The organism is Acinetobacter sp. ANC_7511, assembly GCF_056779975.1.
On record NZ_JBWYIY010000001.1, the window covers coordinates 102346 to 128535 of the forward strand.

28 protein-coding genes and 1 other RNA gene are annotated in these 26190 nt (G+C 37.6%); 14 read left to right on the forward strand and 15 right to left on the reverse strand.

Annotated elements, in window-relative coordinates; all coding sequences use genetic code 11:
* Positions 1 to 29: 29 nt before the first annotated feature.
* Entirely contained in the window at positions 30 to 1241 is a 1212-nt protein-coding gene (locus tag AC1M9L_RS00585) for an alkane 1-monooxygenase (protein WP_035263607.1), read from the reverse strand.
* 188 nt (positions 1242 to 1429) lie between these two features.
* Here AC1M9L_RS00585 and AC1M9L_RS00590 point away from each other — a divergent pair, with 188 nt between their 5' ends.
* Positions 1430 to 2362: an AraC family transcriptional regulator gene (locus tag AC1M9L_RS00590; protein ID WP_179998072.1), complete on the forward strand. Its 933-nt coding sequence runs from the start codon at positions 1430 to 1432 to the stop codon at positions 2360 to 2362.
* A gap of 75 nt (positions 2363 to 2437) precedes the next feature.
* On the opposite strand, the gene AC1M9L_RS00595 is transcribed toward AC1M9L_RS00590, so the two are convergent.
* From AC1M9L_RS00595 to AC1M9L_RS00605, 3 genes are all read right to left on the reverse strand, one after another.
* Positions 2438 to 4303 (reverse strand): SurA N-terminal domain-containing protein, encoded by a 1866-nt coding sequence (locus AC1M9L_RS00595; RefSeq protein WP_481591029.1) that lies wholly within the window; start codon positions 4301 to 4303, stop codon positions 2438 to 2440.
* Positions 4304 to 4431: 128 nt separating this feature from the next.
* Positions 4432 to 4704: an HU family DNA-binding protein gene (locus AC1M9L_RS00600; RefSeq protein WP_035263613.1), complete on the reverse strand. Its 273-nt coding sequence runs from the start codon at positions 4702 to 4704 to the stop codon at positions 4432 to 4434.
* A gap of 168 nt (positions 4705 to 4872) precedes the next feature.
* Complete coding sequence (locus AC1M9L_RS00605; protein ID WP_481591128.1) at positions 4873 to 5301, reverse strand: phasin family protein; 429 nt, start codon at positions 5299 to 5301, stop codon at positions 4873 to 4875.
* Between the two features lie 233 nt (positions 5302 to 5534).
* Between AC1M9L_RS00605 and AC1M9L_RS00610 the strand changes: the two genes are divergently transcribed.
* The 8 genes from AC1M9L_RS00610 to fdx all read left to right on the forward strand — a co-directional run bounded on the left by AC1M9L_RS00610 (position 5535) and on the right by fdx (position 11727).
* Complete coding sequence (locus tag AC1M9L_RS00610; protein WP_481591030.1) at positions 5535 to 6185, forward strand: hypothetical protein; 651 nt, start codon at positions 5535 to 5537, stop codon at positions 6183 to 6185.
* A 139-nt stretch (positions 6186 to 6324) separates the two neighbouring features.
* Positions 6325 to 6798 (forward strand): Rrf2 family transcriptional regulator, encoded by a 474-nt coding sequence (locus AC1M9L_RS00615; RefSeq protein WP_035263618.1) that lies wholly within the window; start codon positions 6325 to 6327, stop codon positions 6796 to 6798.
* Between the two features lies 1 nt (position 6799).
* Positions 6800 to 8017 carry an IscS subfamily cysteine desulfurase gene (locus tag AC1M9L_RS00620; RefSeq protein ID WP_481591031.1) on the forward strand — a complete coding sequence of 406 codons (1218 nt, stop codon included), beginning with the start codon at positions 6800 to 6802 and terminating at the stop codon, positions 8015 to 8017.
* A 103-nt stretch (positions 8018 to 8120) separates the two neighbouring features.
* Positions 8121 to 8507, forward strand: coding sequence for a Fe-S cluster assembly scaffold IscU (iscU, locus tag AC1M9L_RS00625; RefSeq protein WP_035263622.1), 387 nt, complete (start codon positions 8121 to 8123; stop codon positions 8505 to 8507).
* Positions 8508 to 8537: 30 nt separating this feature from the next.
* Entirely contained in the window at positions 8538 to 8858 is a 321-nt protein-coding gene (gene iscA / locus AC1M9L_RS00630; protein WP_035263624.1) for an iron-sulfur cluster assembly protein IscA, read from the forward strand.
* Between the two features lie 101 nt (positions 8859 to 8959).
* Positions 8960 to 9475: a Fe-S protein assembly co-chaperone HscB gene (gene hscB / locus AC1M9L_RS00635; RefSeq protein ID WP_092766335.1), complete on the forward strand. Its 516-nt coding sequence runs from the start codon at positions 8960 to 8962 to the stop codon at positions 9473 to 9475.
* Between the two features lie 37 nt (positions 9476 to 9512).
* Complete coding sequence (hscA, locus tag AC1M9L_RS00640; RefSeq protein ID WP_481591032.1) at positions 9513 to 11372, forward strand: Fe-S protein assembly chaperone HscA; 1860 nt, start codon at positions 9513 to 9515, stop codon at positions 11370 to 11372.
* 16 nt (positions 11373 to 11388) lie between these two features.
* Complete coding sequence (gene fdx / locus AC1M9L_RS00645) at positions 11389 to 11727, forward strand: ISC system 2Fe-2S type ferredoxin (RefSeq protein WP_481591033.1); 339 nt, start codon at positions 11389 to 11391, stop codon at positions 11725 to 11727.
* 65 nt (positions 11728 to 11792) lie between these two features.
* Here the strand turns inward: fdx and AC1M9L_RS00650 are convergent, their stop codons facing one another.
* The 7 genes from AC1M9L_RS00650 to AC1M9L_RS00680 form a co-directional block, all read right to left on the reverse strand.
* The gene (locus tag AC1M9L_RS00650; protein WP_481591034.1) at positions 11793 to 13235 is read right to left on the reverse strand and encodes an adenylate/guanylate cyclase domain-containing protein; all 1443 of its coding nucleotides are present in this window, start codon (positions 13233 to 13235) and stop codon (positions 11793 to 11795) included.
* Positions 13236 to 13287: 52 nt separating this feature from the next.
* The gene (locus AC1M9L_RS00655; protein ID WP_035263634.1) at positions 13288 to 13725 is read right to left on the reverse strand and encodes an HIT domain-containing protein; all 438 of its coding nucleotides are present in this window, start codon (positions 13723 to 13725) and stop codon (positions 13288 to 13290) included.
* 224 nt (positions 13726 to 13949) lie between these two features.
* Positions 13950 to 17408 carry a transcription-repair coupling factor gene (gene mfd / locus AC1M9L_RS00660; protein ID WP_481591129.1) on the reverse strand — a complete coding sequence of 1153 codons (3459 nt, stop codon included), beginning with the start codon at positions 17406 to 17408 and terminating at the stop codon, positions 13950 to 13952.
* A 101-nt stretch (positions 17409 to 17509) separates the two neighbouring features.
* Positions 17510 to 17860, reverse strand: a complete 351-nt coding sequence (locus AC1M9L_RS00665) for a hypothetical protein (protein WP_180027816.1) — start codon at positions 17858 to 17860, stop codon at positions 17510 to 17512.
* 99 nt (positions 17861 to 17959) lie between these two features.
* Positions 17960 to 18745, reverse strand: coding sequence for a glutathione S-transferase N-terminal domain-containing protein (locus AC1M9L_RS00670; RefSeq protein WP_481591035.1), 786 nt, complete (start codon positions 18743 to 18745; stop codon positions 17960 to 17962).
* A 30-nt stretch (positions 18746 to 18775) separates the two neighbouring features.
* Positions 18776 to 19285, reverse strand: a complete 510-nt coding sequence (gene rraA / locus AC1M9L_RS00675; protein WP_481591036.1) for a ribonuclease E activity regulator RraA — start codon at positions 19283 to 19285, stop codon at positions 18776 to 18778.
* A gap of 11 nt (positions 19286 to 19296) precedes the next feature.
* Entirely contained in the window at positions 19297 to 19962 is a 666-nt protein-coding gene (locus AC1M9L_RS00680; protein WP_092766339.1) for a Rossmann-fold NAD(P)-binding domain-containing protein, read from the reverse strand.
* A gap of 215 nt (positions 19963 to 20177) precedes the next feature.
* Between AC1M9L_RS00680 and rpsT the strand changes: the two genes are divergently transcribed.
* Positions 20178 to 20447: a 30S ribosomal protein S20 gene (rpsT, locus tag AC1M9L_RS00685; RefSeq protein ID WP_035263646.1), complete on the forward strand. Its 270-nt coding sequence runs from the start codon at positions 20178 to 20180 to the stop codon at positions 20445 to 20447.
* A 78-nt stretch (positions 20448 to 20525) separates the two neighbouring features.
* On the opposite strand, the gene AC1M9L_RS00690 is transcribed toward rpsT, so the two are convergent.
* The 3 genes from AC1M9L_RS00690 to AC1M9L_RS00700 all read right to left on the reverse strand — a co-directional run bounded on the left by AC1M9L_RS00690 (position 20526) and on the right by AC1M9L_RS00700 (position 22631).
* Positions 20526 to 21263, reverse strand: a complete 738-nt coding sequence (locus AC1M9L_RS00690) for a histidine phosphatase family protein (RefSeq protein ID WP_481591037.1) — start codon at positions 21261 to 21263, stop codon at positions 20526 to 20528.
* A gap of 61 nt (positions 21264 to 21324) precedes the next feature.
* The gene (locus tag AC1M9L_RS00695; RefSeq protein WP_180027811.1) at positions 21325 to 22173 is read right to left on the reverse strand and encodes a 3'(2'),5'-bisphosphate nucleotidase CysQ family protein; all 849 of its coding nucleotides are present in this window, start codon (positions 22171 to 22173) and stop codon (positions 21325 to 21327) included.
* Positions 22174 to 22493: 320 nt separating this feature from the next.
* Positions 22494 to 22631: a hypothetical protein gene (locus AC1M9L_RS00700; RefSeq protein ID WP_171076720.1), complete on the reverse strand. Its 138-nt coding sequence runs from the start codon at positions 22629 to 22631 to the stop codon at positions 22494 to 22496.
* Positions 22632 to 22928: 297 nt separating this feature from the next.
* Between AC1M9L_RS00700 and AC1M9L_RS00705 the strand changes: the two genes are divergently transcribed.
* The 4 genes from AC1M9L_RS00705 to AC1M9L_RS00720 all read left to right on the forward strand — a co-directional run bounded on the left by AC1M9L_RS00705 (position 22929) and on the right by AC1M9L_RS00720 (position 25929).
* Positions 22929 to 23621 (forward strand): HAD-IA family hydrolase, encoded by a 693-nt coding sequence (locus AC1M9L_RS00705; protein WP_481591038.1) that lies wholly within the window; start codon positions 22929 to 22931, stop codon positions 23619 to 23621.
* Entirely contained in the window at positions 23605 to 24045 is a 441-nt protein-coding gene (locus tag AC1M9L_RS00710; protein WP_035263651.1) for an RNA-binding S4 domain-containing protein, read from the forward strand. Before AC1M9L_RS00705 ends, AC1M9L_RS00710 begins: the two co-directional genes overlap by 17 nt.
* Positions 24046 to 24191: 146 nt before the next feature.
* Positions 24192 to 25235, forward strand: a complete 1044-nt coding sequence (recA, locus tag AC1M9L_RS00715; RefSeq protein WP_035263652.1) for a recombinase RecA — start codon at positions 24192 to 24194, stop codon at positions 25233 to 25235.
* Positions 25236 to 25302: 67 nt separating this feature from the next.
* Positions 25303 to 25929 (forward strand): regulatory protein RecX, encoded by a 627-nt coding sequence (locus AC1M9L_RS00720; protein ID WP_481591130.1) that lies wholly within the window; start codon positions 25303 to 25305, stop codon positions 25927 to 25929.
* 27 nt (positions 25930 to 25956) lie between these two features.
* On the opposite strand, the gene ffs is transcribed toward AC1M9L_RS00720, so the two are convergent.
* Positions 25957 to 26053, reverse strand: an RNA gene (gene ffs, locus AC1M9L_RS00725) — signal recognition particle sRNA small type.
* Positions 26054 to 26190 lie beyond the last annotated feature (137 nt).

Consider the following 26190-nt stretch of genomic DNA (forward strand, 5'->3'; position numbering starts at 1 on the left):
CCATGGTCGGTTTTTTTTATTTTTGAGTGTTAGCCCAATAATTTATCAATAACACCAAATTTTTTAAAAATTTTTGCTCGTCGTTTTGGATGAATATTGGCTTTATTTAAATCGCCACCATAATGGTCAAATACGCGCTTATCCATAATTTTAAACCATAACTTAGGTATTAAAACTGGGATCAACATCGTCGCATATCCACTTGGCAACACTGGCGCTTCTTCAAAGTTTCTCAATGCTTGGAATGGTCGTGTCGGATAAGCATGATGATCCGAATGGCGCTGCAACTGGTATAAGAATAGATTGGTTGTGATGTTATTATTATTCCAACTATGTTCAGGCATAGTACGCGAATAACTTCCATCTTCTTTCTTTTCTCGCAATAAGCCGTAGTGCTCAAGATAGTTGACCATTTCAAATAAAGTCACACCGTAAAGTGACTGTATGGCTAAGAATGGTAAAATTTTCTTACCATACAGTTTTAGCATCGTTGCGTGAAAAGTTGCACTAATGGCTGCGCCGTGAAATAACTCATTTTTCAGTGAAAAGAACGACTCACCCTTACGATTTAATCGATGTTTTTCAATCTGTATTGCTGACTTCAAGCCACCGCTAATGGTTCTTGGAAGAAACTCGTAAAAGGTCTCACCCATCTTAGAAGTCGCTGGATCTTCTGGAGTAGCTGCGCGCTTATGATGCCCATATGGGTGCTCAATACGGAAATGATTGTATCCAAGTGGTGCTAGTGTCACGTGTGACCAATAATGATCTGCACGCTTCGGTCGATGGCATAGTTCATGGGCAGTATTCACACCAATACCGTTGATCAACCCCATAGTACAACCAATCAACAACTGATCCAACAATGGGGTTTCTTTACGAGAGACCACGTACCCAGCAAAAAAATTGGCTGCATATTGTAAAGGAACAAACATTTTTACTATACGATCATAGTAAGGATCACTGACTAATTTTTTGATCTGCTCATCACTCGGATTATTCTCATCAGTACCGACCAAAGCATCAATGGTGGGAATAATTACGTGTAATAATAAAGGTCCACCTAATGCAAACAATTTTTTAGTTGCTTTAGGTCCGTATTGATATCCAGCCAAAAAGCCCATCCCTAATACAGGTAGTGCTGGACTAAGCAACCATAAGTAACGCTTCTTATCCAGTTGTAAGCCTTGCGCTATCGGGTTCTGACTCAATAACTCTTCAACTTTTACCTTTGCATTCACTTGCAATTTTCCTTTTCTATTTCTTATTTTTATCTTTGGTCATTTCAAACTTCAAATACAGTCGTAATCGTCCAAAAAAGCTATTGAGTCGTATTTCCACGATGATTTTGAAGTTAAAATACATTATAGAAATATTTACACATGTTAAGATTCAGCAATTGTAAGCGTATAGGGAATATACAAAAAACATGGATGCCCTCAGTCAAGTTTTTGAAGATATTCACCTCAAAAATACGGAATATCTCTACCTTCAAGCACAAGGTAAATGGGCTTTTGAGTTAAGTCATCAAACAGCCATGATTACCTATATTTTATTATACGGTGAAGCCTTTTTTAAATTTCAAAATGGCGAACAGCTACACTTAAAAGCTGGAGATATGGCAATTATTCCTTCTGGAATGTCACATCAAGCCTATAGCCATCAAGAACAAAGATTAGTCAACATTACTCAAATAGAACATTTATTTAAAGGTTTAAGAGATGATGAAATTATCCTCGGTGACGAAGATGATAAATCTGAGAAATCTCTCATCTTCAGTATACGATCTAACATGGACAGTATTATGGGTGGACCATTGATTCAAGCCTTACCCACTTATATCCATTTAAACAATGCACTGAATGCTAGAGAGCCGGAGTGGTTAAGGATCGGGCTTTATTTCGTAGCTGATGAAACCAAGATGAACCGACCTGGTCGCCATAAGATTATGGATCACGTGGTGAGTATTATGTTAATCGAATGCGTGAGAGATTACATTTCCACGCTTACAGATCAGAATAACTGGTTAAATGCACTGACTCACCCAGAACTGAGCCCTGCATTTTCAGCGATTCACAGCCAACCAGAACGAAACTGGACTGTAGAATCATTGGCAGAAACTTGCTTTATGTCGCGTTCAAAATTCGCTCATTTATTTCAAAATATGGTGAATGAAACACCATTAGCATACTTACAGAAACACCGTTTAAGATTAGCCAGTCAACTTTTACGCTTGAGCCAGCTTTCAATTCAACAAATCGCGCACAAAGTTGGTTATTCATCAGAGACTGCATTTAGCCAAGCCTTTAAAAAACATTATCTATGCAGTCCAAGCCAATATCGTAATACTTATTTGAATTAATCGAATTGAATAAATCATAGCAAAATAAAAAAAGCACCGAAGTGCTTTTTTTATGAAGATAGAATTACTGGTGAGTTACTTGATTTTTGCAACTGACTTTAAATACTCAGTGTAATCTTTAAGTAATTGTGTACCACGATAGTTTTGATAAAGCTGTGCAAGCTGCTGTTTTTCTTCAGCCGAAATCGAATCCATAGATGGTTTTTTTACCTCAGCCACACCGATAATTACCATTTCATTTGGTAATTGAGCTGTAGTCACAGACCACATTCCTGCTTTAGGTGCAGGTACACTAAATGCAGCACGTTCAATTTCTCGTTTAAGACCTTGAGAACGACTAAAAACACCAGCATTTACGAAAGATTGCTGATGCTTAGTTAAAACCTGCTGCGAAGGTAGTGTTTTAAAATCCTTTAACATTGCAGCAACTTTTGCTTGAGCAGCTTCATATGCCTTTTGATTCAACAGCTTTTCTTTAACCTTCGCTTTTGCTACTGATAAAGGTTGAACACCAGCTTCACGGTATTCACGAACTTTCAACCAAACTGTATCACCATTCGCCAATTGTATATTGCTGGTCGCGTTACGATCACCATTTTTTACATCTTGACTAAAGATCTTAGATTTTACAGCAGGATCCGCTAGGACTGTATTTTGAGTGGCAAGAGTTACATTATTCGCAGTGACCAATTTAGCCGATTTTAATTCCTGAGGGACTACATCTAATGCATCGCTACTTACAACGAGCTCGTTCAAACCATTTACTAGATCAGAATAAGCATTGGCATTTTTAGATTTTAATAAATCAGCTTCAAGACGTGCTTTTTCAGACTCAAAACTAGCAACATTCACTTGATCAGCTTTAGCTTGAATAATATGTACACCAAAATCGGTTTTTACTGGCTTAGAAATCGTACCTTTTGAAGCTTGAACTGCATTATCAAAAGCATCACCGAATACACCGGCTTCATAACCATCAACTCGACCCGCATTATCTTTGGAACTAGAATCTTCAGAATACTGTTGAGCGGCCTCTGCAAAAGATAATCCTGATTTAATTTTTGCATAGACCTCATTGGCTTTTTTTTCAGCCTCAAGCGCAGTACGATTATCTGTTGTAATCAAAATATGTTGGACTTCAACTTTGGCATTTTTATTTTGTTGAGCTACATATTGATCATAAGCTTGTTTTAATTCTGCCTCTGTAACAGGTGTTGTGGCATTTGCTACCATAGCAGGCGTTACCAATACATAATCAAGATCAACTGAGGCAGGTTGCTTAAACAGCACTTTATGTTTTTCATAATAAGCCGCGACTTCAGCATCAGTTATTTTTACAGACGTTTTGTAATCATCCAATTTTACAGATGACATAAATAACGTACGTTGCTCACCTTGTAGATTTGCGATTTGCTGAATATCACTTTGGCTTACCAAAGAATTATCACGAATGCTTGAAACTAACATTTGAAGCGCATGATCTTGTCTTAAATTTTGGATTAGACCCTGGCTCGTCATATTAATTGATCGAAGATAGTTTTCATAAGCTTGTTGTGAAAATTTACCATCAACCTGCAGACTTGGCTGTTGAGCAATCATTTGTTCAATCTGAGCATCACTTAAACTGATGCCTAACTTTTCAGCCTGCTGAACCAATAAAGCACGATCAATTAAACTATCTAGAGCCATTTGTTCAATATACGATTGATTCAGAAGTGATTCATCACCTTGAACCATTTGTAAGAATTGATCTTTATAATTCTTCGTTTGAACTTCTAGCTCTTTATTAGAAATTTCTAAATCATTAACGGTTTTAGCAATCCCATCTTTGTTTCCGCCACCGAAATAGCCTTCAATACCGACCAATGCCAATGGTGTCAAAAATAATACTAGAAGGACTTTGCCGAGCCACCCTTTAATGAGTTTACGAAACGATTCCATAGGTATTCCAATATTTTATTTCAAAGCGATTCTAACTGATAATCTAAACCGAATATATCAGATGAAGCCATAAATTTTCTTTTTAATAAAAAACGCGCCAAGTCGGCGCGTTTTGGACTTAATAAGAATTAAGCTACAGAATCTTTTAAACCTTTACCAGCTTTAAAGCTAGGAACTTTGCTTGCTTTAATTTGTAATTCTTCGCCAGTTTTCGGGTTACGACCAGTGCGTGCAGCACGATCTTTAACGCTGAAAGTACCAAATCCTACTAAAGTAACAGAGTCACCTTTTTTCAGCGCTTCGCCAATAGAAGCAATAGTCGCGTCCAATGCCTTACCAGCATCAGTCTTAGACAATCCCCCTTTCTCTGCAATTGCATCAATCAATTCTGATTTATTCATGAAGATTACGTCCTCTTATATCGTTTGTTTAAAATCCAAGGCTTGTATTTTAAAAGGCCATGACGACTTTATAGCAATGCTTTGGGGGGAAACGCAATACTGCTCGACCTGTTTTGATCAAAATAAGCGACAAAAAATACCAAAATTACAGTTTTATCTCTAAATCCATCATTTTTTTTCGAGTTTAGCTCGTAAAGCTTGATTTTCAGCAATGAGCACATCTAATTTCTGGTGAATATCTAAAATCATATTCTCAAGATGTTGTACATCTTTAGTTGAGACGAGCCCAATACGATTAAGCGAAGTACTCACCCCGTGATCTAAAAGTTTTTCCACCTTATCTTTTTTATCCGTAACAGACTCTTTAGTTTTTTCCGCAACTTTGTTTACTGTTTGATCAGTAAATTCAACCGTTTTAGATTCAAGCTCTTCACCAACTTTGACTAAAGAGTCAAACATTTTATTACCTTCTTCCTCTGCGCGAGAAAAAGCACCTAAACCAGCAAGCCAAATTTGTTTAGTATATTTACGAAAATCAAGTGTAGACTTACGTTGATACTTTGTTTTACGTGAGTTTGCAGGTTGTGAGTTGTCCATTAATTCCTGTTCTTTATTGTTATTTACATCTTGATCCACCGTTACACTCCTGTATATTTTAGCCTCTAAACTGACTATTCGTGCATAAAATACATTGATAATATCAAATATCGCTATTGAACCTTGTTCAAAACTGTTCTACAAAGCAATGATAAATGATGTAATCTTAGACTTAATTTAAGTTTGTGTTAATAGAACTTTTTAGATTTATTAAATTTGAATAGGATTTATTTATGAGTGAATCGCAACAACAACAAGGTCATACCCGTTTGTTGCTTAACATTGTTATGTTAGTTTTAGAGACATTCTATTCTTTCGTCTTGAAACATGACCGTGTTGTTCGCCTTCAAGCAAAAAAATTTGTAGAACAACAAATTACAATTAAAATGAATAGCTATATCCCCTATTTTGACTTTTATATCCAATTTACGGATAAAGGCATCTTATTTGACCTTCAAGCGCCAGAAAAAGAACCTGACCTCAAGGTAAGTAGTACTTTAGTCGATATCATTCAAATTTTCGGGTTTGCAAACCGCAGAAGTTTGAAAAAAATGCGTATTGAAGGTGATCAAACCCTTAAAGACGAATTCAGAGATTTAGCATTGCATCTCTCAACACCGAAATTACTTGCAGATTGGAAAAATTGGTTAACAACAGCTTCTGAAGACCAAGATACAAAGGCTTCGAGAAAACGCATTGCACCATTACTTGAAAAAATTGACTTACAAAGATCTAAAATCAATACACTTCAAGTAGAGGTAAAACAATATAAAAATCGTATTCGTCGCATGCAATCCAACCAAAAACGTATCAACATTGCATTCGGGATAGTTTCGGTTCTATTCGTGGCTTTAATCGTGTATAATTTATTGAATATTTATTAAAATAATAAAGTTTTATCTGTTTGAATCCTCGCCATATTTAATTCCGATTAATTTAGTTGGTTTTTAGAAAAAATACTTGACTAAATTAGTCGGAATTCATAAAATTTCATCATCTAGCCTTTTACACGTGTATCGAATCATGCGCTTAACCACTCGCGGTCGCTACGCAGTGACTGCATTACTTGATCTAGCTTTGCAGCCGACTGAACAAACCATTACTTTGGCAGAAATTGCTACTCGCCAAACTATTTCTGTGGCTTATTTAGAACAACTATTTGCTAAATTAAAGCGTCATGGCTTGGTTTCGAGTGTACGTGGTGCTAATGGTGGATACCATTTAGCGCGTAATGCTTCTGATATTACGGTCTTAGAAATTATTGAAGCTGTAAACGAAACTGTTGATGCAACACGTTGTGACCACAAAGGTAACTGCCAAAATGGCGCAATGTGTCTAACTCACGATTTATGGCAAGAACTCTCCCTCCACATTGCCGATTACTTAGCTAAAATCTCTCTTGCTGATTTAGTTGCTCGCGATAACGTTCAAACTGTTGCGATCCGCCAGAATACAGCTCCATTAGATTCAGCCCTTTTATCGGTTACAGGTATTTGACATGAAACGTCCAATTTATCTTGATTATGCTGCAACGACTCCAGTCGACCCACAAGTTGCTGAGCGCATGATGGAATGCCTTACATTCGATGGGACTTTTGGTAACCCTGCATCACGTTCGCACGCATATGGTTGGCAAGCTGAAGAAAAAGTTGAATACGCTCGTGAGCAAGTTGCAAATCTTGTAAAAGCAGATCCACGCGAAATCGTTTGGACATCTGGCGCTACAGAATCTGACAACCTTGCACTGAAAGGTGTTGCACAGTTCTACGCTTCAAAAGGCAAACACATCATTACGAGTAAAATTGAACATAAAGCAATTTTAGATACTTGCCGTGAATTAGAACAAGAAGGCTTTGAAATTACCTATCTTGAACCAGAAGCTCAAACAGGTCTAATTACTCCTGAAATGGTTCAAGCTGCTTTACGTCCAGATACAATTCTTGTTTCATTAATGATGGTCAATAATGAAATTGGCACTGTGACTGATGTTGCCGCTATTGGTGAATTAACTCGTGCGAATAAGACATATTTCCACGTAGATGCCGCTCAAGCTGCCGGTAAAGTTGAAATCGATTTATCAACCATGAAAATTGATTTAATGAGTTTCTCTGCTCACAAAATTTATGGCCCTAAAGGTATCGGTGCACTTTACGTACGTCGTAGTCCACGTGTGCGTCTTAAAGCTCAAATGCATGGTGGTGGTCATGAGCGCGGTATGCGTTCTGGTACGCTTGCAACTCACCAAATCGTTGGTATGGGTGAAGCATTTGAACTTGCAGGTAAAAACCTAGTTACTGAACAAACTCGTTTACGCACTCTACGTGACAAACTTTGGAATGGTCTACAAGATCTTGAACAAGTTTTCTTAAATGGTCACCCGACTCAAAACGTAGCAAACTACTTAAACGTAAGTTTTAATTTCGTTGAGGGTGAATCTTTAATGATGTCACTTAAAGATGCTGCTGTTTCATCTGGTTCAGCTTGTACTTCTGCAACATTAGAACCTTCTTATGTTCTTCGTGCATTAGGCTTATCTGATGAGTTAGCACACAGTTCAATTCGCTTCAGTTTTGGTAAATATACGACTGAAGAAGACATTGATCACGTACTAGAAGTGACAAAAGCTGCTGTAGAAAAATTACGTGACCTTTCTCCACTTTGGGATATGTACAAAGAAGGGATTGATCTGTCGAAAGTTGAATGGACAGAACACTAATTTAAACCAAACACATGCATCTTATTAAGCTTAAATATTGAAATTTAATAAGATGCACCCATATTAAATATTATCAGCCGACCCTGAGGTTTGGAGACGCATCATGGCTTATAGCGAAAAAGTGATTGATCATTACGAAAATCCTCGTAATGTTGGTGTTTTAGATAAAAACGCAGAAAACGTAGGTACAGGTATGGTCGGTGCACCAGCTTGTGGTGACGTTATGCGTCTTCAAATCCAAGTGGATGAGAATGGTGTAATTGAAGAAGCTCGCTTCAAAACTTACGGATGTGGTTCTGCAATTGCTTCAAGTTCACTTGTAACTGAATGGCTAAAAGGTAAAACTTTAGACCAAGCACAGCAAATCAAGAATATTGATATTGCAAATGAACTTGCGCTTCCTCCTGTAAAAGTACACTGCTCTGTACTTGCAGAAGATGCAATTAAAGCTGCTGTAGAAGACTACCGTAGCAAAAAAGCGAAAGCTTAATTTAGCGCTTGATGATTGAATGGAGTTTTCATGATCAATTTAACTGAAAATGCTGCAACTCATATCAGCAATTATTTATTGAATCGCGGTAAGGGTGAAGGTATTCGCGTTGGTGTGAAAACTTCAGGTTGTTCGGGATTGGCTTATGTTCTCGAATTCGTTGATGAAGTTGACGAACATGATCAAGTCTTTGAACAGTTTGGGGTTAAAGTTTTCGTTGATCCGAAGAGCCTTGTTTATCTAGAAGGTATGGAAATGGACTATGTTAAAAATGGTCTAAACGAAGGTTTTGAATTCAACAACCCAAACAAAAAAGGTGAATGTGGTTGTGGTGAATCTTTCACTGTTTAAGATAATCATTCTCTTTTTACCTGATTAAAACAGTGCCCTGCACTGTTTTAATTCTATTCAGTGCCCACTTTTATTTTTCACTATTTTGGAATTTCCAATCCATGAATCATTTTGAGTTGTTTAATCTCCCTGTAGCACTCGATATTGATTTAGCAACTTTGAAAGCTAACTTTCTAAAATTGCAGCAACAATATCATCCAGATAAAGCTGAAAATAAAGACCAAGCCTTGATCAAATCTAGCGAAATCAATCAAGCTTATAAAGTTTTATCTCAAGTTGACAGCCGTGCTGGATATTTACTTACACTCAAAAAACAAGACTATCATTTAGATCAATCCATCAATGATTTCGAATTTTTACAATCTGCATTAGAAATTCGTGAACAGTTAGATGAAGCTCAAAGTTCTGAACAACTTTCATCTTTAAAAACTGAAGTGCAACAATGGATTGATGGTTTAGTTCGCGAATTCAAAATAGACTATGAAGCTGAAGATTGGGCTGAGTCTCGCGATACTGTTCGAAAATTACGTTTCTTCCAAAAAGTGATGAATGATATACATCAAGCTGAAGATCGTATTCTCGATGATGAAGATTTTGACTTAGATGACGAATTCTAATTTTATTTTTTTGTTTTATTTTCAAGGGATTTAACACATGGCACTCTTGCAAATTGCTGAACCTGGACAATCAAGTGCGCCACATGAACATCGCATTGCTATTGGTATTGATTTAGGTACGACCCACTCTCTTGTAGCAACTGTGCTTTCTGGCAAACCTAAAGTTCTAAACGATGAACAAGGTCAAGTGTTACTTCCTTCTATCGTACATTATGCTGAAAACTCTACTGTGCTCGGCAATGACGCAAAACCGTTTATAACTCGTGACCCACAGAATACTATTGTCTCTGTAAAACGTTTTATGGGACGCTCAAAAGCTGATATTAAATTTCAACACCCATATCAATTGGTGGGTGAGGACAATCAGATGCCTGCTTTTGAAACAGCGCAAGGTCGTAAAACACCTGTCGAAATTTCTGCTGAAATTCTAAAAAATCTAAAAGATCGTGCTGAAGCAAGTTTAAAAAATCCCATAAATGGTGCTGTCATTACAGTACCTGCCTATTTTGATGAGGCACAACGTCAAGCAACACGAGACGCTGCACAGCTCGCTGGTTTAAACGTAATGAGATTATTAAACGAACCTACAGCAGCAGCTGTAGCGTATGGTTTAGATCAAGCAACAAATTTAAGTACAGATCAAAATTATGTGATTTACGACTTAGGTGGTGGTACTTTCGACGTCTCCATCCTACGTTTCTCACAGGGTGTATTTGAGGTACTCGCTACAGGTGGACACACTGCACTTGGAGGCGATGATTTAGATCGTCTTATCGTAAAGTGGGCTAAAAAATCACTCAATATCGAGACCTTAGATGATAACGAGTATGCACACTTCCTTGTTGCAGCACGTAAAGCGAAAGAAGCTTTATCGGACCAAGATCAAGTTAATCTTCAGCTTTTAGAAAACGAATTAACTTTGGATCGTTCAACGTTTGAAAGCATCATTAAAGTTGCTCTAGATAAAACGATTTCAGTGTGCAAACGAGTATTACGTGACGCTAAATTGAAATTAGACGATATAAAAAATGTCGTTTTAGTAGGTGGCTCTACTCGCTCTTATGCGGTACAAAAAGCTGTAGCAGAAGTATTTAGTCAAGAACCCCTGTGTACCATTAATCCAGATGAAGTCGTTGCAATCGGTGCTGCAATTACTGCCAACCAATTAATTGGTAATAGTACAGATGGTTCTCTACTACTTGATGTAACACCATTATCACTTGGTATTGAAACCATGGGTGGACTAGTAGAGCGATTAATTTCACGCAATACTGCAATTCCTGTCGCTCGTCGTCAAGAGTTCACCACGTATCAGGATGGTCAAACTGCGATGTTAATCCATGTTGTCCAAGGTGAGCGCGATTTAGTAGAACATTGCCGTAGTCTCGGACGTTTTGTTTTACGCGGCATTCCACCGATGACTGCTGGTCAAGCACGCATTGAAGTGACTTATCAAGTCGATGCTGACGGTCTCTTATCGGTATCTGCTCGTGAAACAACATCTAACGTCTCAGCTCAGATTGATATTAAACCATCGTATGGTTTATCTGATACTGATATGGAGCGCCTACTGGTTGATGGTTTTAAATTTGCAGCAGAAGATAAAGCCCTTCGTCATTTACATGAAACTAAAGTTGAAGCTCAACGAGAACTTGAAGCTCTTTCTCAAGCGCTTAAAGCTGATATTAAACTCTTGACTGAACAGGAAGCTCAGGATTTAATTTCTGCACAAACTCATTTGGCTCAACAACTTGAAACTTCTGATATTGAAGCAATTGAAGCTGCTGTTGCTGCGTTAAAAGTTCATAGTGATGCATTTGCTGCAAAACGAATGAATCAACATATTGATCATGCTCTCAAAGGCACTAAGCTTGACGATTGGTCAAACTCAAACTAAACATAGGTAAAAATTTATGCCACGTATTAAAGTTCTTCCAAATGCGCAAATTTGCCCTGAAGGTGCTGAGTTTGAAGTTGAGCAAAATGCCAATCTTTGCGAAAGCCTTCTAAAAAATGGTATTAAAATTGAACATGCTTGTGATATGTCTGCAGCTTGTACGACCTGCCATGTCATTGTTCGTAAAGGTTTTGATGGTCTTGAAGAAATGAATGATGTAGAAGCAGATTTACTCGATCGTGCTTGGGGTCTAGAGCCAGATTCACGTCTCTCTTGCCAAGTAAAAATTGAAAATGATGATTTAGAAGTTGAAATTCCGAAGTACACGATTAACCATGCTTCTGAAAATCATTAATCATTTGTAAAACCATATAAAAAAGGTCACTTAAGTGACCTTTTTATTTGTGTAGATATAAAATCCTAATTTAGATATTTTACTTCATCAGATAGTTTTAATTTCACAATACCAGAAGAGTTGGTTAAATCCTGCTGAAGTTTAATACGTTTAATCATTTTTTCTAAAACTGCGATTAATTCAGCATATTCGTAATTTTGTACTTCTTCCATATTCAGGACCAGTTGAAACCCTTTGTACTCATAATCAAACCAATGCTGATGGGTTTGCTTGGTGCTATATTTTTCCATGACCTGCCAACTTTTAATTGAACCATGAATCCCTTTCAGCTCTATAGGTTCCTGAGGTGCACAAAGATAATAGTTTTTAACTAACTTATAAGTCTCATCCGAGATTAAAATTTCATCAATTTCTGCAGCATTTTGAAGTCTTGCAGCTAAATTCGCATCCCGCCCAACAATGGTATATGCCATTCGATGAACTGCGCCATAGTTACCAACGTGACAATAACCTGTACTAATGCCCATACGTATATGCAATGCTGAGTATCCCATTTTCACCCAGCGTTCACGTAAAAATTTCATTTGTTGACGCATTGCCATCGCCATATCGATGCAATTTTTGGCATCCTGCTCAACCCCTTGCGAATCTGGATCTCCAAAGAAAATGAGAATCGCGTCTCCCATAAACTTGTCAATTGTTCCACCATATTGCTTGGCAATTTCAGTCATATGGCTCAGATAGTCATTCAAAACAAAAGCTAAGTCATCTGGAATAAGAGTCTCTGAAAGCTCAGTAAATCCCTGAATGTCAGAGAAAAAAATCGTAATTTTTTTTCGTTTATATTCAAGTTTCGCTTCAGTTTCACCACGCATGATTGATTGCCACAATTGAATTGGTGCATAGCGACTTAACTGATTCGATAACTCAATATATCGATTCATTTCTTTAAAATAAGTTTGACGTTGAACATCTAATTTTTTTACACGTCGATTCTGATAATAATTAGCAAAATTCACAAAAAGAATCGCACATATACATGAGACTACGGACAATTCGATTGAAGTTTGCTGGAAATAATCTTCAAAACCAAAAATAAAAATTGTACAAATATAAAAAACAATGATCGCAACTAAAATTGCAATCGAACTCACCATCATCGAAATTTTATTATTAACGGCGGTAAACACCAATCCAAACAGGAACACAAATGTTGGCAACAAACTTAAATGCACTGCTGCTAAGGCGGTAGCTACAACAACAACATCAATAATAAAGAACGCAAAACGTCTGGTTTTACTACCATAACGATATTGGATACTGTGTGAAATTCGGGGTGCCAATAGAATCAGCAAGAAAATAAACAGAGGGTATAAAATCTGATAATTTTGGTTTTGTGAAGTGAAATAATAGATCACAACAAGAATCGCGATCATCACATACCCCATCATCCTGAGGAGTACTTCAAACTGCTGTGGCTCTTTATCCAGCATTCGTTCAAATGGCAATTGCTATTACCTCAATTCACATTATTTTTATTCTTCCTTGAAATTGACGTATTTACTCCATACGCCAATCGAAAGGCATGTCACCTTGACCACGTAGCGCGAGCATGAGCGTTTGACGCATATGCGCTAAAACATCATTACTGTAAGGAACTGCAGGTGAAGCACCCCAAACAGGCTTAGGCCATGCAGAATCATTCTGATAACGAACTACATGATGAAAATGAAGTTGAGGAACCATATTTCCTAGTGCTGCAACGTTCATTTTATCCGCACGGAAAACTCGAGATAATTGACTAGATAACCAGCTAGATTCTCTTAAAAATTGTTCTTGGTCTGCTTGGCTTAATTCATATAATTCAGTTACACCAGGAACACGCGGTACCAAAATCAACCATGGAAATTGCATGTCATTCATTAAACGACAAGTTGAAAGTGGAAAGTCGCCAACAAAAAAAGTATCTTGAGCAAGTTGTGGATGCAAACTAAACATATATTTATAAATGACGCAAAAATTAAATGGATAGCTAATACTAACACAACAGTTTTAGACTGAGTATTATTAGTCATGTGTTTCGATACAAAAAAATATGTATTTCATTGATTTGAATCTCACTCATTCATTGCAACTCATCGCTAAAAAATCAACCTATAAAGTTGACTGTCAGCCAGTGCATTTTGAGCAATGAACAAGTATTGATTCAAGCCCAACTTAGATCAGTTGAGCCCTCTCATCAATTCATCTAAAAGATCATTAATAAACTGAATTCTTTTGTCATTGTCCTCAAGCATAACCATCACTTTCAGACGTTGACCACCGTCCATTCTAAAAAATGTCGGATGTTTTTGCATCATTTGGATAATACTCATCGCTTGAACAGGAGTATCAGGTGAAAATTCAATTTGGCCACCCTGCTTACTCAAGTCAATCTTGGTAATACCTAATTTTTCTGCTTTTATACGCACCTGATGAACAGTAAAAAGATATTTCACTTGTTGAGGTAGCACACCAAAACGATCGATAAGCTCCATACGGATATGATCGAGTTTTTCTTGTGTATCCGTATTACTAATTCGCTTATAGAACAATAAACGCTGATGCACATCACCTAAATATTCATCTGGAATTAATGCAGGCATATGTAAACTAATTTCAGCCGTGAGTGACAAAGGGGCATCAAAGTTAGGAGTCTTACCATTTTGGATGGCTTTAGTCGCTTTCTCAAGCATTTCCATATATAGACTATATCCAATTGCATGCATTGAACCACTTTGTTGCTCACCTAAAAGCTCGCCTGCTCCACGTATTTCTAAATCCTCTGTTGCCAATACAAAACCAGCGCCTAAAGTAGAAGCACGCTGAATGGCATCAAGTCGTTTTTCAGCATCACCTTTTAAGCCTTTAATAGACGGAACCATCAGATACGCATAGGCTTGATGATGAGAGCGCCCCACACGACCACGCAGTTGATGAAGTTGTGCCAAACCTAGCTTGTCTGCTCGCTCGATGATAATTGTATTGGCATTTGGTACATCAATTCCCGTTTCAATAATGGTCGAACACACCAATACATTATATTCTTTATGATAAAACTGCTGCATGACCTGTTCTAACTCACGCTCACGCATTTGACCATGCGCAACTGCAACCCGAGCTTCAGGAACTAACAACCGAATATTTTCAGCCGCTCGTTCAATGGTATCCACTTCATTATGCAAAATATAAACCTGACCACCACGTAATAGTTCACGCAAGATCGCCTCTTTCATCGTGGCATCGGTCTGCTCATTTACAAAGGTCTTAACAGCGAGACGGCGTGCAGGTGGTGTAGCAATAATTGAGAGGTCACGCATACCTGAAAACGCCATATTTAAGGTACGCGGGATTGGCGTAGCGGTTAGCGTCAGCATATCTACATCGGCACGCATCGCTTTAATACGTTCTTTATCTCTCACACCAAAGCGATGTTCTTCATCAACAATCATCAATCCAAGTTGTTTAAACTGGACATTTTCCTGCAAAATTTTATGCGTTCCAATGAAGATATCAACTTTACCCTCTGCCAAATCTTCGATCGTTTTTAAGTGTGTTTTATTTGAGCCAAATCGAGATAACACTTCAATACGGATAGGCCAATCAGCAAATCGATCTTTGAAAGATTCATAATGCTGTTGCGCAAGTAAAGTTGTTGGAACTAAAACAGCAACTTGCTTATTGTTCTGTACAGCAACAAAAGCAGCTCTCATCGCTACTTCTGTCTTACCAAATCCAACATCACCACAGACTAAACGATCCATTGGTTTAGCTTGTTGCATGTCGTATAAAGTCGCTTCGATAGCATTCGCTTGATCAAGCGTTTCTTCATAAGCAAAACCACTGACAAACTGCATATAAGTAGTGTGATCTAATTCAAATTGAATACCTGGTTTTGAGTGGCGTCTTGCTTGAATATGAAGAAGTTCGGCTGCAACATCATGTATTTGCTCTAGTGCTTTGCGCTTAGCTTTATTCCAAGCATCAGTACCAAGTTTATGCAGTGGTGCTAAATCAGGATCACCTCCACTGTATCGACTAATCAGATGCAAATTGGTGACAGGAACATAGACTTTGGCATCATCAGCATAATTAAGTTGCAAAAATTCGTGGTCTTGATCATCAATACATAAAGTCACTAATCCCGCATAGCGACCTACACCGTGATCAATATGAACTACAGGTGCACCTATACTTAATTCAGTTAAACTTTTAACTAAGAACTCTTCAGAAACTTCATGCTGGCGTTTTCTACGGCGTTGTACAACACGATGCTCATAGAGTTGATTTTCTGAAATGACAGATATTTGTCCTTTAATCTCCAAGCCACGTTCAAGTGGTGCATGCGTTACTGCTACTGAATATTGTTGATTAATAAACTCCTGATAATGCTCTACAACAGGAATTTCACCCATACTTGCTCGCAAGGAGTCCTTTAACGATTCACGACGTCCCGCACTTTCAGCAACTAGTAAGACAGGGTGTTGCGCAGCATCAATAAATGATTTTACAGCATGAAAAGGCTGTTGATGTTTAGGCTCTACCGCTAAACGAGGTGGCTGTTCAGCAGAGGTATTAATTACACCCGCTTTAGGTTCAAAAACTTCGTCAGATGCGATAATACGAGGAAACTGATTGAGTTGTTCAAAAATTTGATTTTGTTGAAAGAAGATTTGTTCTGGAGCTAATAAAGGTTGATCAACATTATGACGTCGGTCTTCATAACGCTGATAAATATCTTTCCAAAATTGAGTTAATTCACTTTCAATATTGCGATCTGTAATGACAATGGAATGATTTGGTAAGTATGATGTAATACTACTTTGTTCTAGCATTTCTTTTTTTGAAAAGAACAGCGGAAAGTAATAGTCCAATCCCGGTGAAGATATACCCTCCATTACATCCTGATAAATTGGATTTTTTTTCGGGTTCGCCGTTGGAAACTCTTCAGCATAACGGTCTCGAAATTGAGCTCTACCTTCTTTTAAAGGAAACTCTTTAGCTGGTAAAACCTTAAAATGTTCAAGTTTCGTCGTGGTCCTTTGAGTTTCTGGATCAAAAAATTTTAAAGAATCAATTTCATCATCAAACAAATCTATTCGAATTGGAGCATCTTGCCCTGAAGCAAAAATATCAACTAAACTTCCCCGAACAGCAAATTCTCCATGATCATATACAGTATCGACCAAATGATAACCAGCCTGAATCAGGCGTTGTTTCTGCTTTTCTAAATTAAATTTTTGCCCAACGCTAATATCAAAATGCTCACCTAACACCCAAGACGTCGGCGCAACACGTTGTGCCAAAGTTGTGCTTGAAATGAGTAGTATCCCTTTTGTTGGCATATTAGAGAGCACTGATAATCTTTCTGAGACAATATCTTGATGCGGAGACAACCGATCGTAAGGTAAGATCTCCCAATCTGGAAAGATGGTGGGCTTCACACCATAAAATTCAAGTTCGCTCTCAAGTTGAGCTAAATGTTGATTATTTCTAGCTACCAGAACAAAGAGTCGATCAGAGTTTTGACTTATTTCTTTTAAAAGCAAAGCGATGGCAGAGCCTTTAAGCGCCCCTAACCATCTTTTTTCGCCAGATTTTATTTGTGATAGATTAAGTTGAGAAATTTCTTTTTGGAACATGAAGATCGCTTTAAAAGTCTGGTAGGACATTGCACTATTTTATCATGTTCAAAATCGAGAATGAGTTATTTTTAGATATCACAAACATTCAGTCGCAAACATTAGCGCTCACGTTTGAATTCACGATAATAATCATTGAGCAATATCACGAATTTTTTTAACTGTTCTAGATTCTGTTGATTATTACCTAATCTCGTTGTAAAACGACCTGTATTCAACTCAAGATCTATTTTCTCTTTGATCAACATTCCCCGATAAAATAAATTTTCCAAATCATCAAAACGAGTAACCTTTCGGTTCGAAAAATATGACAATCTTTCATTTAGTTCATTCAAAACAACGTCATCGATAATATATCCTAATTCAGGATCATGACGAATTTGATGGGTCTGTAAATAAACTTGCTCAGCCGATGGTTTTTTTTGAAACAAATCAGAAATTTTTTTAAACATAGTTTGGGAAGAAAAGCGGAAAACTCAAAATGATGGTCTATCTTAGCATCTGGTCACGAATACACCTATATTCATGACCAAAAAGCACTCAAACTAAAATTAACCGTAATTTTTTCTTAAATACTCTACAATCTTCTTCGATTCGAACAATTTTACGCCTGTATTAGGATCAACTAAGTACGGGACTTGTATATCCTGCCCCTTGCGACTCATTACCTTTACAACCTGCTCGCGTTTACCGCCAACCAAAGGAATATATTTCCCAGGCTTCAATCGTAAAATCGCTGGTCCTTGATCCTGCCAACGCTCTTTAGCAACATTATGAAACTTAAATGGTAATTCAAGTTCTGTGAGTTCAGCGCGCACGATTCTGGTGTATGGACTCGCTTCAAACCCCCATAGCTCAATTAAATGCTTGGGTTGTGGTCTCTGCTTAATCGCTTTATTTATAAAAATCCCACGAGCACCATTAATCAGTGTTCCAGCTAGAGCAACTACAGGCAATTTGGGGTAATGTGAGAATTGCTTCGGTGTTTGACCTGTCTCACCATAATGATTAAAAAGATAGTGAATAATATCCTGAGACTCGTAAAGTTTAGCCCCAGTATTTTCATCAATCAAAAAAGGAAATTGAGTCTTACCCCCAAGTGTTTTTACTTGATCTCGATAGACCCTTCCACCTTTTGGACAAGGATACACTTCGTAATCAAGATTAAGTAAAGTCAACACTTCTCTTACACGACGACAGAATGGTGATCCTTCAAATTCGTAAAGCTTTAATGCTTTTTCTGGCTGTTTAGGAAACGGTGTACCTGAAGTCCCACGTCCACCTTCTGCAACAGCTGAAGCTAGCGCTTGAGCCACTTTTAATTGATGAATCACCATACTGATTACCTCGTTTTTGTTTTATTTAAATTAGTCGACTAATTTTTTCTTGGAAACAATGATTCCATTATTGTCTGCATAGATATAATCACCTGGTTGGATTGTGATATTTCCAATTTGAATCGTGATATTGGTTTCGCCCACCCCTTTACGGTTACTTTTTTGAGGTATAGCTGCAAGTGCGTGCACGCCTAGATTTAAACTCGCAATGGCATCAACATCTCTAACACAACCATTAATAATGACACCACTCCATCCATATTTAACGGCAGACTCAGCAATCATATCTCCCATCAATGCACAACGCATGGAAGAACCACCATCTACAACTAAAACTTTGCCTTGCCCATCTGTAGCGAGTAACTCTTTTACTCGTGAATTGTCCTCAAAACATTTAACAGTGACAGCTTCACCACTAAAGCTTTTTACACCGCCGTAACTTTTGAAGAATTTTCCATCAATAGATGGATACAATACTTGAATATCTAAATCAGGATGGTCATCCAGTAAATCACACGTCACAAATGTTGGCGTTGTCACTTTTTATACCCTCAGTTATGTTTTTGAATCTCTAAATTATCATAAATCTTAATTTTTTCATTTTGAGTTCTTGCGCTCACGACCATAGTATTAGCGACTTGCTCTGCTGTCACTGGCTTATATTTGAATGTATTTGGCAGAAATTGCGATACTCGCTTGAAAATACTCTGAGAAATATCTTCGAGTGTCCTTGTTTCAGCTCTTTCACCAATTAAGAGTGAAGGTCGAATGATCGCCAATTGATAGAGTGATAATGATTTTAGATAATTTTCTAACTTTCCCTTCACTTGATTATAAAAGAATGGAGATCTTTCATTCGCACCTTCCGCACTTACAATTGCAAAAAAAGTATCGGTATTCACGAGCAAATCAGCAAAATGAGCATTTATTTCAAAATCGATATTGTAAAAATTTTCTTTAGAGCCTGCTTTTTTAATTGTACTTCCTAGGCAACTAAACGCATGTGAGAATCCAGAAGCGTCCTCATCATTTAACATTAAAAAGTCATCAATGACCAACTGATCAACTTTAGTGAACTTTTCAAATTGTTCATCATGGTTACGAACAACTACGACAATTCTTTCGCAATCTACCAATTGATTCAAATGATTTACCAAAGATCGACCAACTAAACCAGTTGCCCCTATAACTATTGCACTTTTAATATTTTTAATCATTTTTTCGCCATTCCTTCCAATATTCATATAATCTAACGCGCTAACCGCATTTTATCTGCATCAAAAATGTTGTCAAAGCATGTCAAGACTTGACTTTGCCGCATCATTTAATCACAATATGGCACTTGTTTACGGGCTGGTGTAAATTCTTCTAATGTTTGTATTTAGTTGAAATTTCAGCCCGCCCAGACCAATCAATTTCAAGGAGTGCACGAGTGGCAAACTCTGCTCAAGCAAAAAAACGTGCTCGTCAAAACGTTAAAGCACGTAAACACAACGCAAGCTTACGTTCTATGGTTCGTACTTACCTTAAACGCACAGTAGCAGCGATCGCTGCGGGTGACTATGCAGCAGCTTCTGAAGCTTACAAAACTGCAGTACCTGTAATCGACCGTATGGCTGACAAAGGTATCATCCACAAGAACAAAGCTGCTCGTCATAAGAGCCGTTTAAATGCACAAGTTAAAGCTTTAGCTTCTAACTAAGTTGCGTTAAAAAAAGCCCTTTAAGGGCTTTTTTTATATCTTAAATTTATCAACAATACTTAAATAATATTAAAATTACTATCTTTCTTGCTCTACAAATTCACGAATAGACAGCTCATTACGTTCACCACGCCATATCCATTTCAATTTTGCATCTATGAATGCTTCACCTTCAAACCAAACAAACAAACCTTCCATCATTTCTGGCCAATCCTGCTGAATAATCTGTGTTTTACCTGAAATCACAGCCAGAATACCAGCCAGAATAGTGTCATGGCTAACCGCCAAACTTAATCCATGATTCTGTTGAGGGTGAGTTTGATAAAGCAAATGTAAAACATCAATCACACCTGTAATTGGCTGCTTCATCCCAGGTAAAGTATTGTTTACAAAGCTATTGATAAATCCCAAAGCACCTTGTTGCTTAAAATATGGCGCAGCTTGCTCGATATCTAAAACGAAGCTACCAGGCTCGACCAAAAGCCCCTGCTCAACAATTTTAATATGATGGGTATTTGACTTAGGATTGATTTGATCAGCACCTTGAATCATCAGTGCTGCAGTATCAATACAACGTTGAATTGGACTAGAAATACAGTGTTCAATCACACGATCTGTTTGATCAATAAGATAAGCCCCCCAAGCCTGCGCCAGATCCTTACCTTGATCTGTTAATTGCAAATCATATCCAGCGAGTCCTTGGCCCACCGCCATTTCACGAATTGAGTGGCGAGTAAATAGTGTAACAGGCACAGCAACATCGGGCAGTAAATCAACCGCTCTGAGCATACTTGGAGGAAGCAACTTCAGCGACATAATAATTCTAATAAATGAAATTAATTTGACTATAACACGATGAAATTATAGTTCCACTCCCCTAAAGTACATTTGACAACGCATCTAAAGCCAATTGCCTCATTTCAGGATCACGATAGGCGATAAAACCATTATTCAAAACAGTATCACGCTGATTATAGGTAAATGGCACAGAATCCAAGGTCAACAAACCACCTCCTATGCTCTCTAGCAAGCCTTGTCCAGCACTAGTGTCCCACTCGGAGGTTGGATGAAATCTTGGGTAAATATCTATTTCACCCTCAAGCATCATACAAAATTTATAAGCACTTCCAGCTTCACGACGTATAACCGGTATTTCTCTTTCAATATAATCAATATAGTGTTGATACTTAGGATTTTTACTACTATGACTCAGCCCAATTTGGATGGCATCGACTGGTGAGGCTTTAAATTTGCAATATTTTTCCCAAATATTGTTCATAAATGAATATTTATAAGGAAGATCTGTCAAATAGCCCATATACATAACTTTCTCAGTCGGCACAACTATGACTGAAAATACAGTTTGATGGTTCTGAATAAGACTCAGATTAATTGTAAATTCATCACGTTCATGAATAAACTCCTTCGTACCATCCAAAGGGTCTAGCATCCAACATTGAGGCCATTCATGTCGCTCTGAATAATCACTTTCTTCAGAAATGATCGGAATATCAGGTGTAAGTTTTGCAAGCTCTCTGAGCAGATATTGATTGACCTTTAAATCTGCTTGAGTTACAGGAGAATGGTCATCTTTTTCGTTGATTTTAAAATCACGTCCAGCACAATAGTTTTGATATTCTTCTAATAATATTTGGCTTGCAACAGCCAAAATCGGAACCAAATTTAACATTTGTTGATCTTGGGGAGCATGCGTTGTGATAAACATGGATAAAACCTATTTTTTCTGGCGCTACACACTCTAAGCACGACGATCATATTAAGAACCTCAGCCTAAAATGCAGCGTGATTTAATTTGCATTGTTGGATTTATATTTATAGTAGCAAACCTATAAAATATAACCACTTTGAAACACATAACCCATTTCAATCATAAGAACTCTAACACTTTTAAAACAAAATCCGAAGCGTGATTGCCAACAACCCTCAATACATCTTAAATAACACCCGCAATAGTTCCAAAAATCAGAGCGCCTTAGAGTCAGTATCAACATAAAAAAACAAGCCTTCTTAAAGAAGGCTTGTTTTTTATTTTTGCTCTTTGACTGGACTTTCAGGCTGTTCATTCGGTTTTTTTACAGGCTCTTTATTTTTAAAAGAGTCCTGATTCCCTTTATCCTCATTAGATTCTTTGTGTGGTTTCGAACTATTATCATGTTTTGTCATACTTCAAACTCCTATGCACCATTTTCAAAAAATATGATGCTTTCATAGCGACTTCTATACTATTTTTGTATTCATTCTTAAGATCTAAATTTGTGACCTTACACATCCAATTCGATATAATACGAATGGAATGAAATATAGAAGTCACCACGCACACCCATTCTTGAAGTTCAATTTTAAAATGCTGATGCAAGTCCAACCTTTTGCATCAAATGATGGTGTAAATCGATATTTAAATAACACCCATTTTGTTGTTTTTATTTGTGCTAAATTGAAACAATACCTGAGGAAAGATGAATGAATAAACCCATCATCATGTTCGACATGGATGGAACCCTACTCGATCTTGCTTTTGACGATTTAATTTGGAATCACAAACTCCCTGAGCGACATGCCAAAACTCATCAAATCAGTTTAGAGCAGAGCAATCAAATTCTATTTAAATTTTATCAAGATCATAAGCACACGCTCGATTGGTATTCTACGCGCTTTTGGACAGCCAAAGTCGGCGTTGATACTTTTCAGCTTCAACACGATCACAAAGAATTCATCAAGCCGAGACAGGGATGCATTGCGTTACTATCAAGCCTTAAGCAAGCTGGATACCGAATATGGTTAGTCACCAATGCTGATGAAAGAGGTTTGGCATTGAAAATGAATCAAGTTGACCTCACCTCTTATTTTGAAGTGATGATCAGTAGTGAAACAATCGGTTTTGCTAAAGAGCGTTTTGAATTTTGGGATCAATTACAGCAAATGCACCCATTTGAACCTCTTCACTGCGTTCTCGTTGATGATACAGCGGTAGTACTCGAAGGTGCTAAATCTTTTGGTATTGAACATCTAATCACAATTACCCAACCATCTAGCGCTCAACCTGAGCGCGAAAGGTCTAAACTTCAGTATCCTGCAATTAATGATCTAAGATCATTAATCCCCTATTTAGACCAAATTAACCATGAGAAAGAAATGAATGTCAAAACAGCATGAAACTAAAATCACAGATTCAATGCGAATTGATAAGTGGCTTTGGGCAGCACGCTTTTTTAAAACCCGCTCAATTGCCAAAGCAGCAATCGAAGGTGGTAAAGTTCATCACAACAATGATCGTGTTAAAGTTTCCAGAGAAGTACGTGTAGGAATGGAGTTAACGATTCAGCAGGGATTTGAAAAGAAAACCGTCATTGTGAAAGCATTATCATCTGTACGAGGCGGGGCACCTACTGCACAATTACTCTATGAAGAAACTGAAGTCAGTATCGCGCGTCGTGAGTTGCTTTCTGCACAAAGAAAATTGCATAATCTTGCACGACCAGATCATCGACCAAGCAAAAAAGATCGACGTGATATTACAAGATTCCGTCAACAAAATGGTCAGCAATATGACGAAGTTTGGTCATACGATGATGAATAAGTTAAAGCGACAAATACTGTCGTTTTGAAGTTTAAAATTATAGAACAGTCCTATTTTTTCTGTCACTATAAATGCCGTGGACATTAGACTTAATTAAAGACATCCACTTAAGTTATCAGTGATTTACATCGTTTTGAGGTTATGAGATGGATGATAATAAAAGCAAAGCACTGAGTGCTGCTTTAAGCCAAATTGAAAAACAATTTGGTAAAAATACGGTAATGCGCCTTGGTGACAATACTGTTCAAGCTGTAGAAGCTGTATCTACAGGCTCTCTTACACTGGATATCGCATTAGGTATTGGTGGTTTACCTAAAGGCCGTATTATTGAAATTTATGGTCCAGAATCATCAGGTAAAACCACCATGACACTTCAAGCGATTGCGCAATGTCAAAAAGCTGGTGGTACTTGTGCATTTATTGATGCTGAGCATGCTTTAGATCCTCAATATGCTCGCAAACTTGGTGTAGATATCGATAACTTATTGGTGTCACAACCTGATCACGGTGAACAAGCACTAGAAATTGCAGATATGCTGGTACGATCTGGCGCTATCGATTTAATTGTTGTCGATTCTGTAGCAGCCTTAACCCCTAAAGCCGAAATTGAGGGTGAAATGGGTGACTCTCATATGGGTCTACAAGCACGCTTGATGAGCCAAGCATTGCGTAAAATTACAGGTAATGCAAAGCGCTCCAACTGCATGGTGATCTTCATTAACCAAATTCGTATGAAAATTGGAGTCATGTTTGGAAGTCCAGAAACCACTACTGGTGGTAATGCGCTCAAATTCTATGCTTCTGTACGCTTAGATATTCGCCGCATTGGTCAAGTGAAAGAAGGCGATGAGATTGTTGGTTCTGAAACACGCGTTAAAGTGGTGAAGAACAAAATGGCACCTCCTTTCCGTGAAGCATTATTCCAAATCATGTACGGTAAAGGTACAAATCAGCTTGCTGAATTGGTCGATCTCGCTGTACAACAAGAACTTGTTCAAAAAGCTGGTGCTTGGTATTCATATCAAGGCAACAAGATTGGACAAGGTAAGAACAACGTGATTCGTCACCTTGAGGAAAATCCTCAACTTGCACAAGATCTTGATCGCATGATTCGTGAACAGTTGTTAACCACAGCGACACCAGCTCCAACTGAAGAAAATGACGAAGAAGCAGATTTATTTGAAGTATAATTTTTCAAAAATTTGAAATCGAAGCGCCCAAATTCTGGGCGCTTTTGTTTAAGTGCATGGATTTAAAATGTCAGAGAAGTTTCCCAAGTTCATTCATTATGAGCAATTAAAATCAATAATGAATGAAGATGAACCTCAACATCTCATCAATGATCAACACTCGGCTAGTCAACACCTAACCGATCAAGCACCAGATGAATGTGATTTAGATGATACTCATTCATCAGTTCTAGCACAGAATAAAGGCTTAACAGGGACTCGTTTGAGATCGTATGCATTTGCAGTCTTAACTCGCAAAGAATACTCAAAAAAAGACTTAATTGATAAACTTGCTTTGTATGCACAAAATAAGGAAGAGGTTTTGAGCTTAGTTGATGAGCTAGCGCGAGAAAATTATCAAAGTGATGCTCGCGTTGCAGAAATGACGGTACGCAGCCAATTACGTAAAGGAAAAGGTCCAAATCGAATAAATCTAGCGCTTAAAAGCAAACACGTTGATAAAGCCTTGGCTGAACCAGAAATGGAAGAAATAGATTGGTATGAACAAGCATACTTATTGAAGGTCAAAAAATATGGCTATGAAGTTGCTCAGGACGCAAAATTAAAAGCAAAACAAATTCGCTTTTTACAATATAGAGGCTTTGAAATGGATGCGATTATGAAAGCTATAAAAAGAAAAGAGAATGAAGAATAAGAAATAAAATTATTATAGTGGTGGCAACCCTACTAGCAAAACTCCGGCACATCATAGTTCTGATACCGTTGCTACCTTCCGGTCCTGGCGGGGTTCTCAGAGTACAATTGCGAAGCCACCAGCAGGGCTACCATTGCAAGAACAGAGTATAGAGATTTTTAACGATCTTGCAAGACCATAATGGGCTTTAAAGGCACTAAAAAAGTTCAAGTGAATATTTACTAATCTATTAACAACAAACTTGATATTTTTCATCTAAAT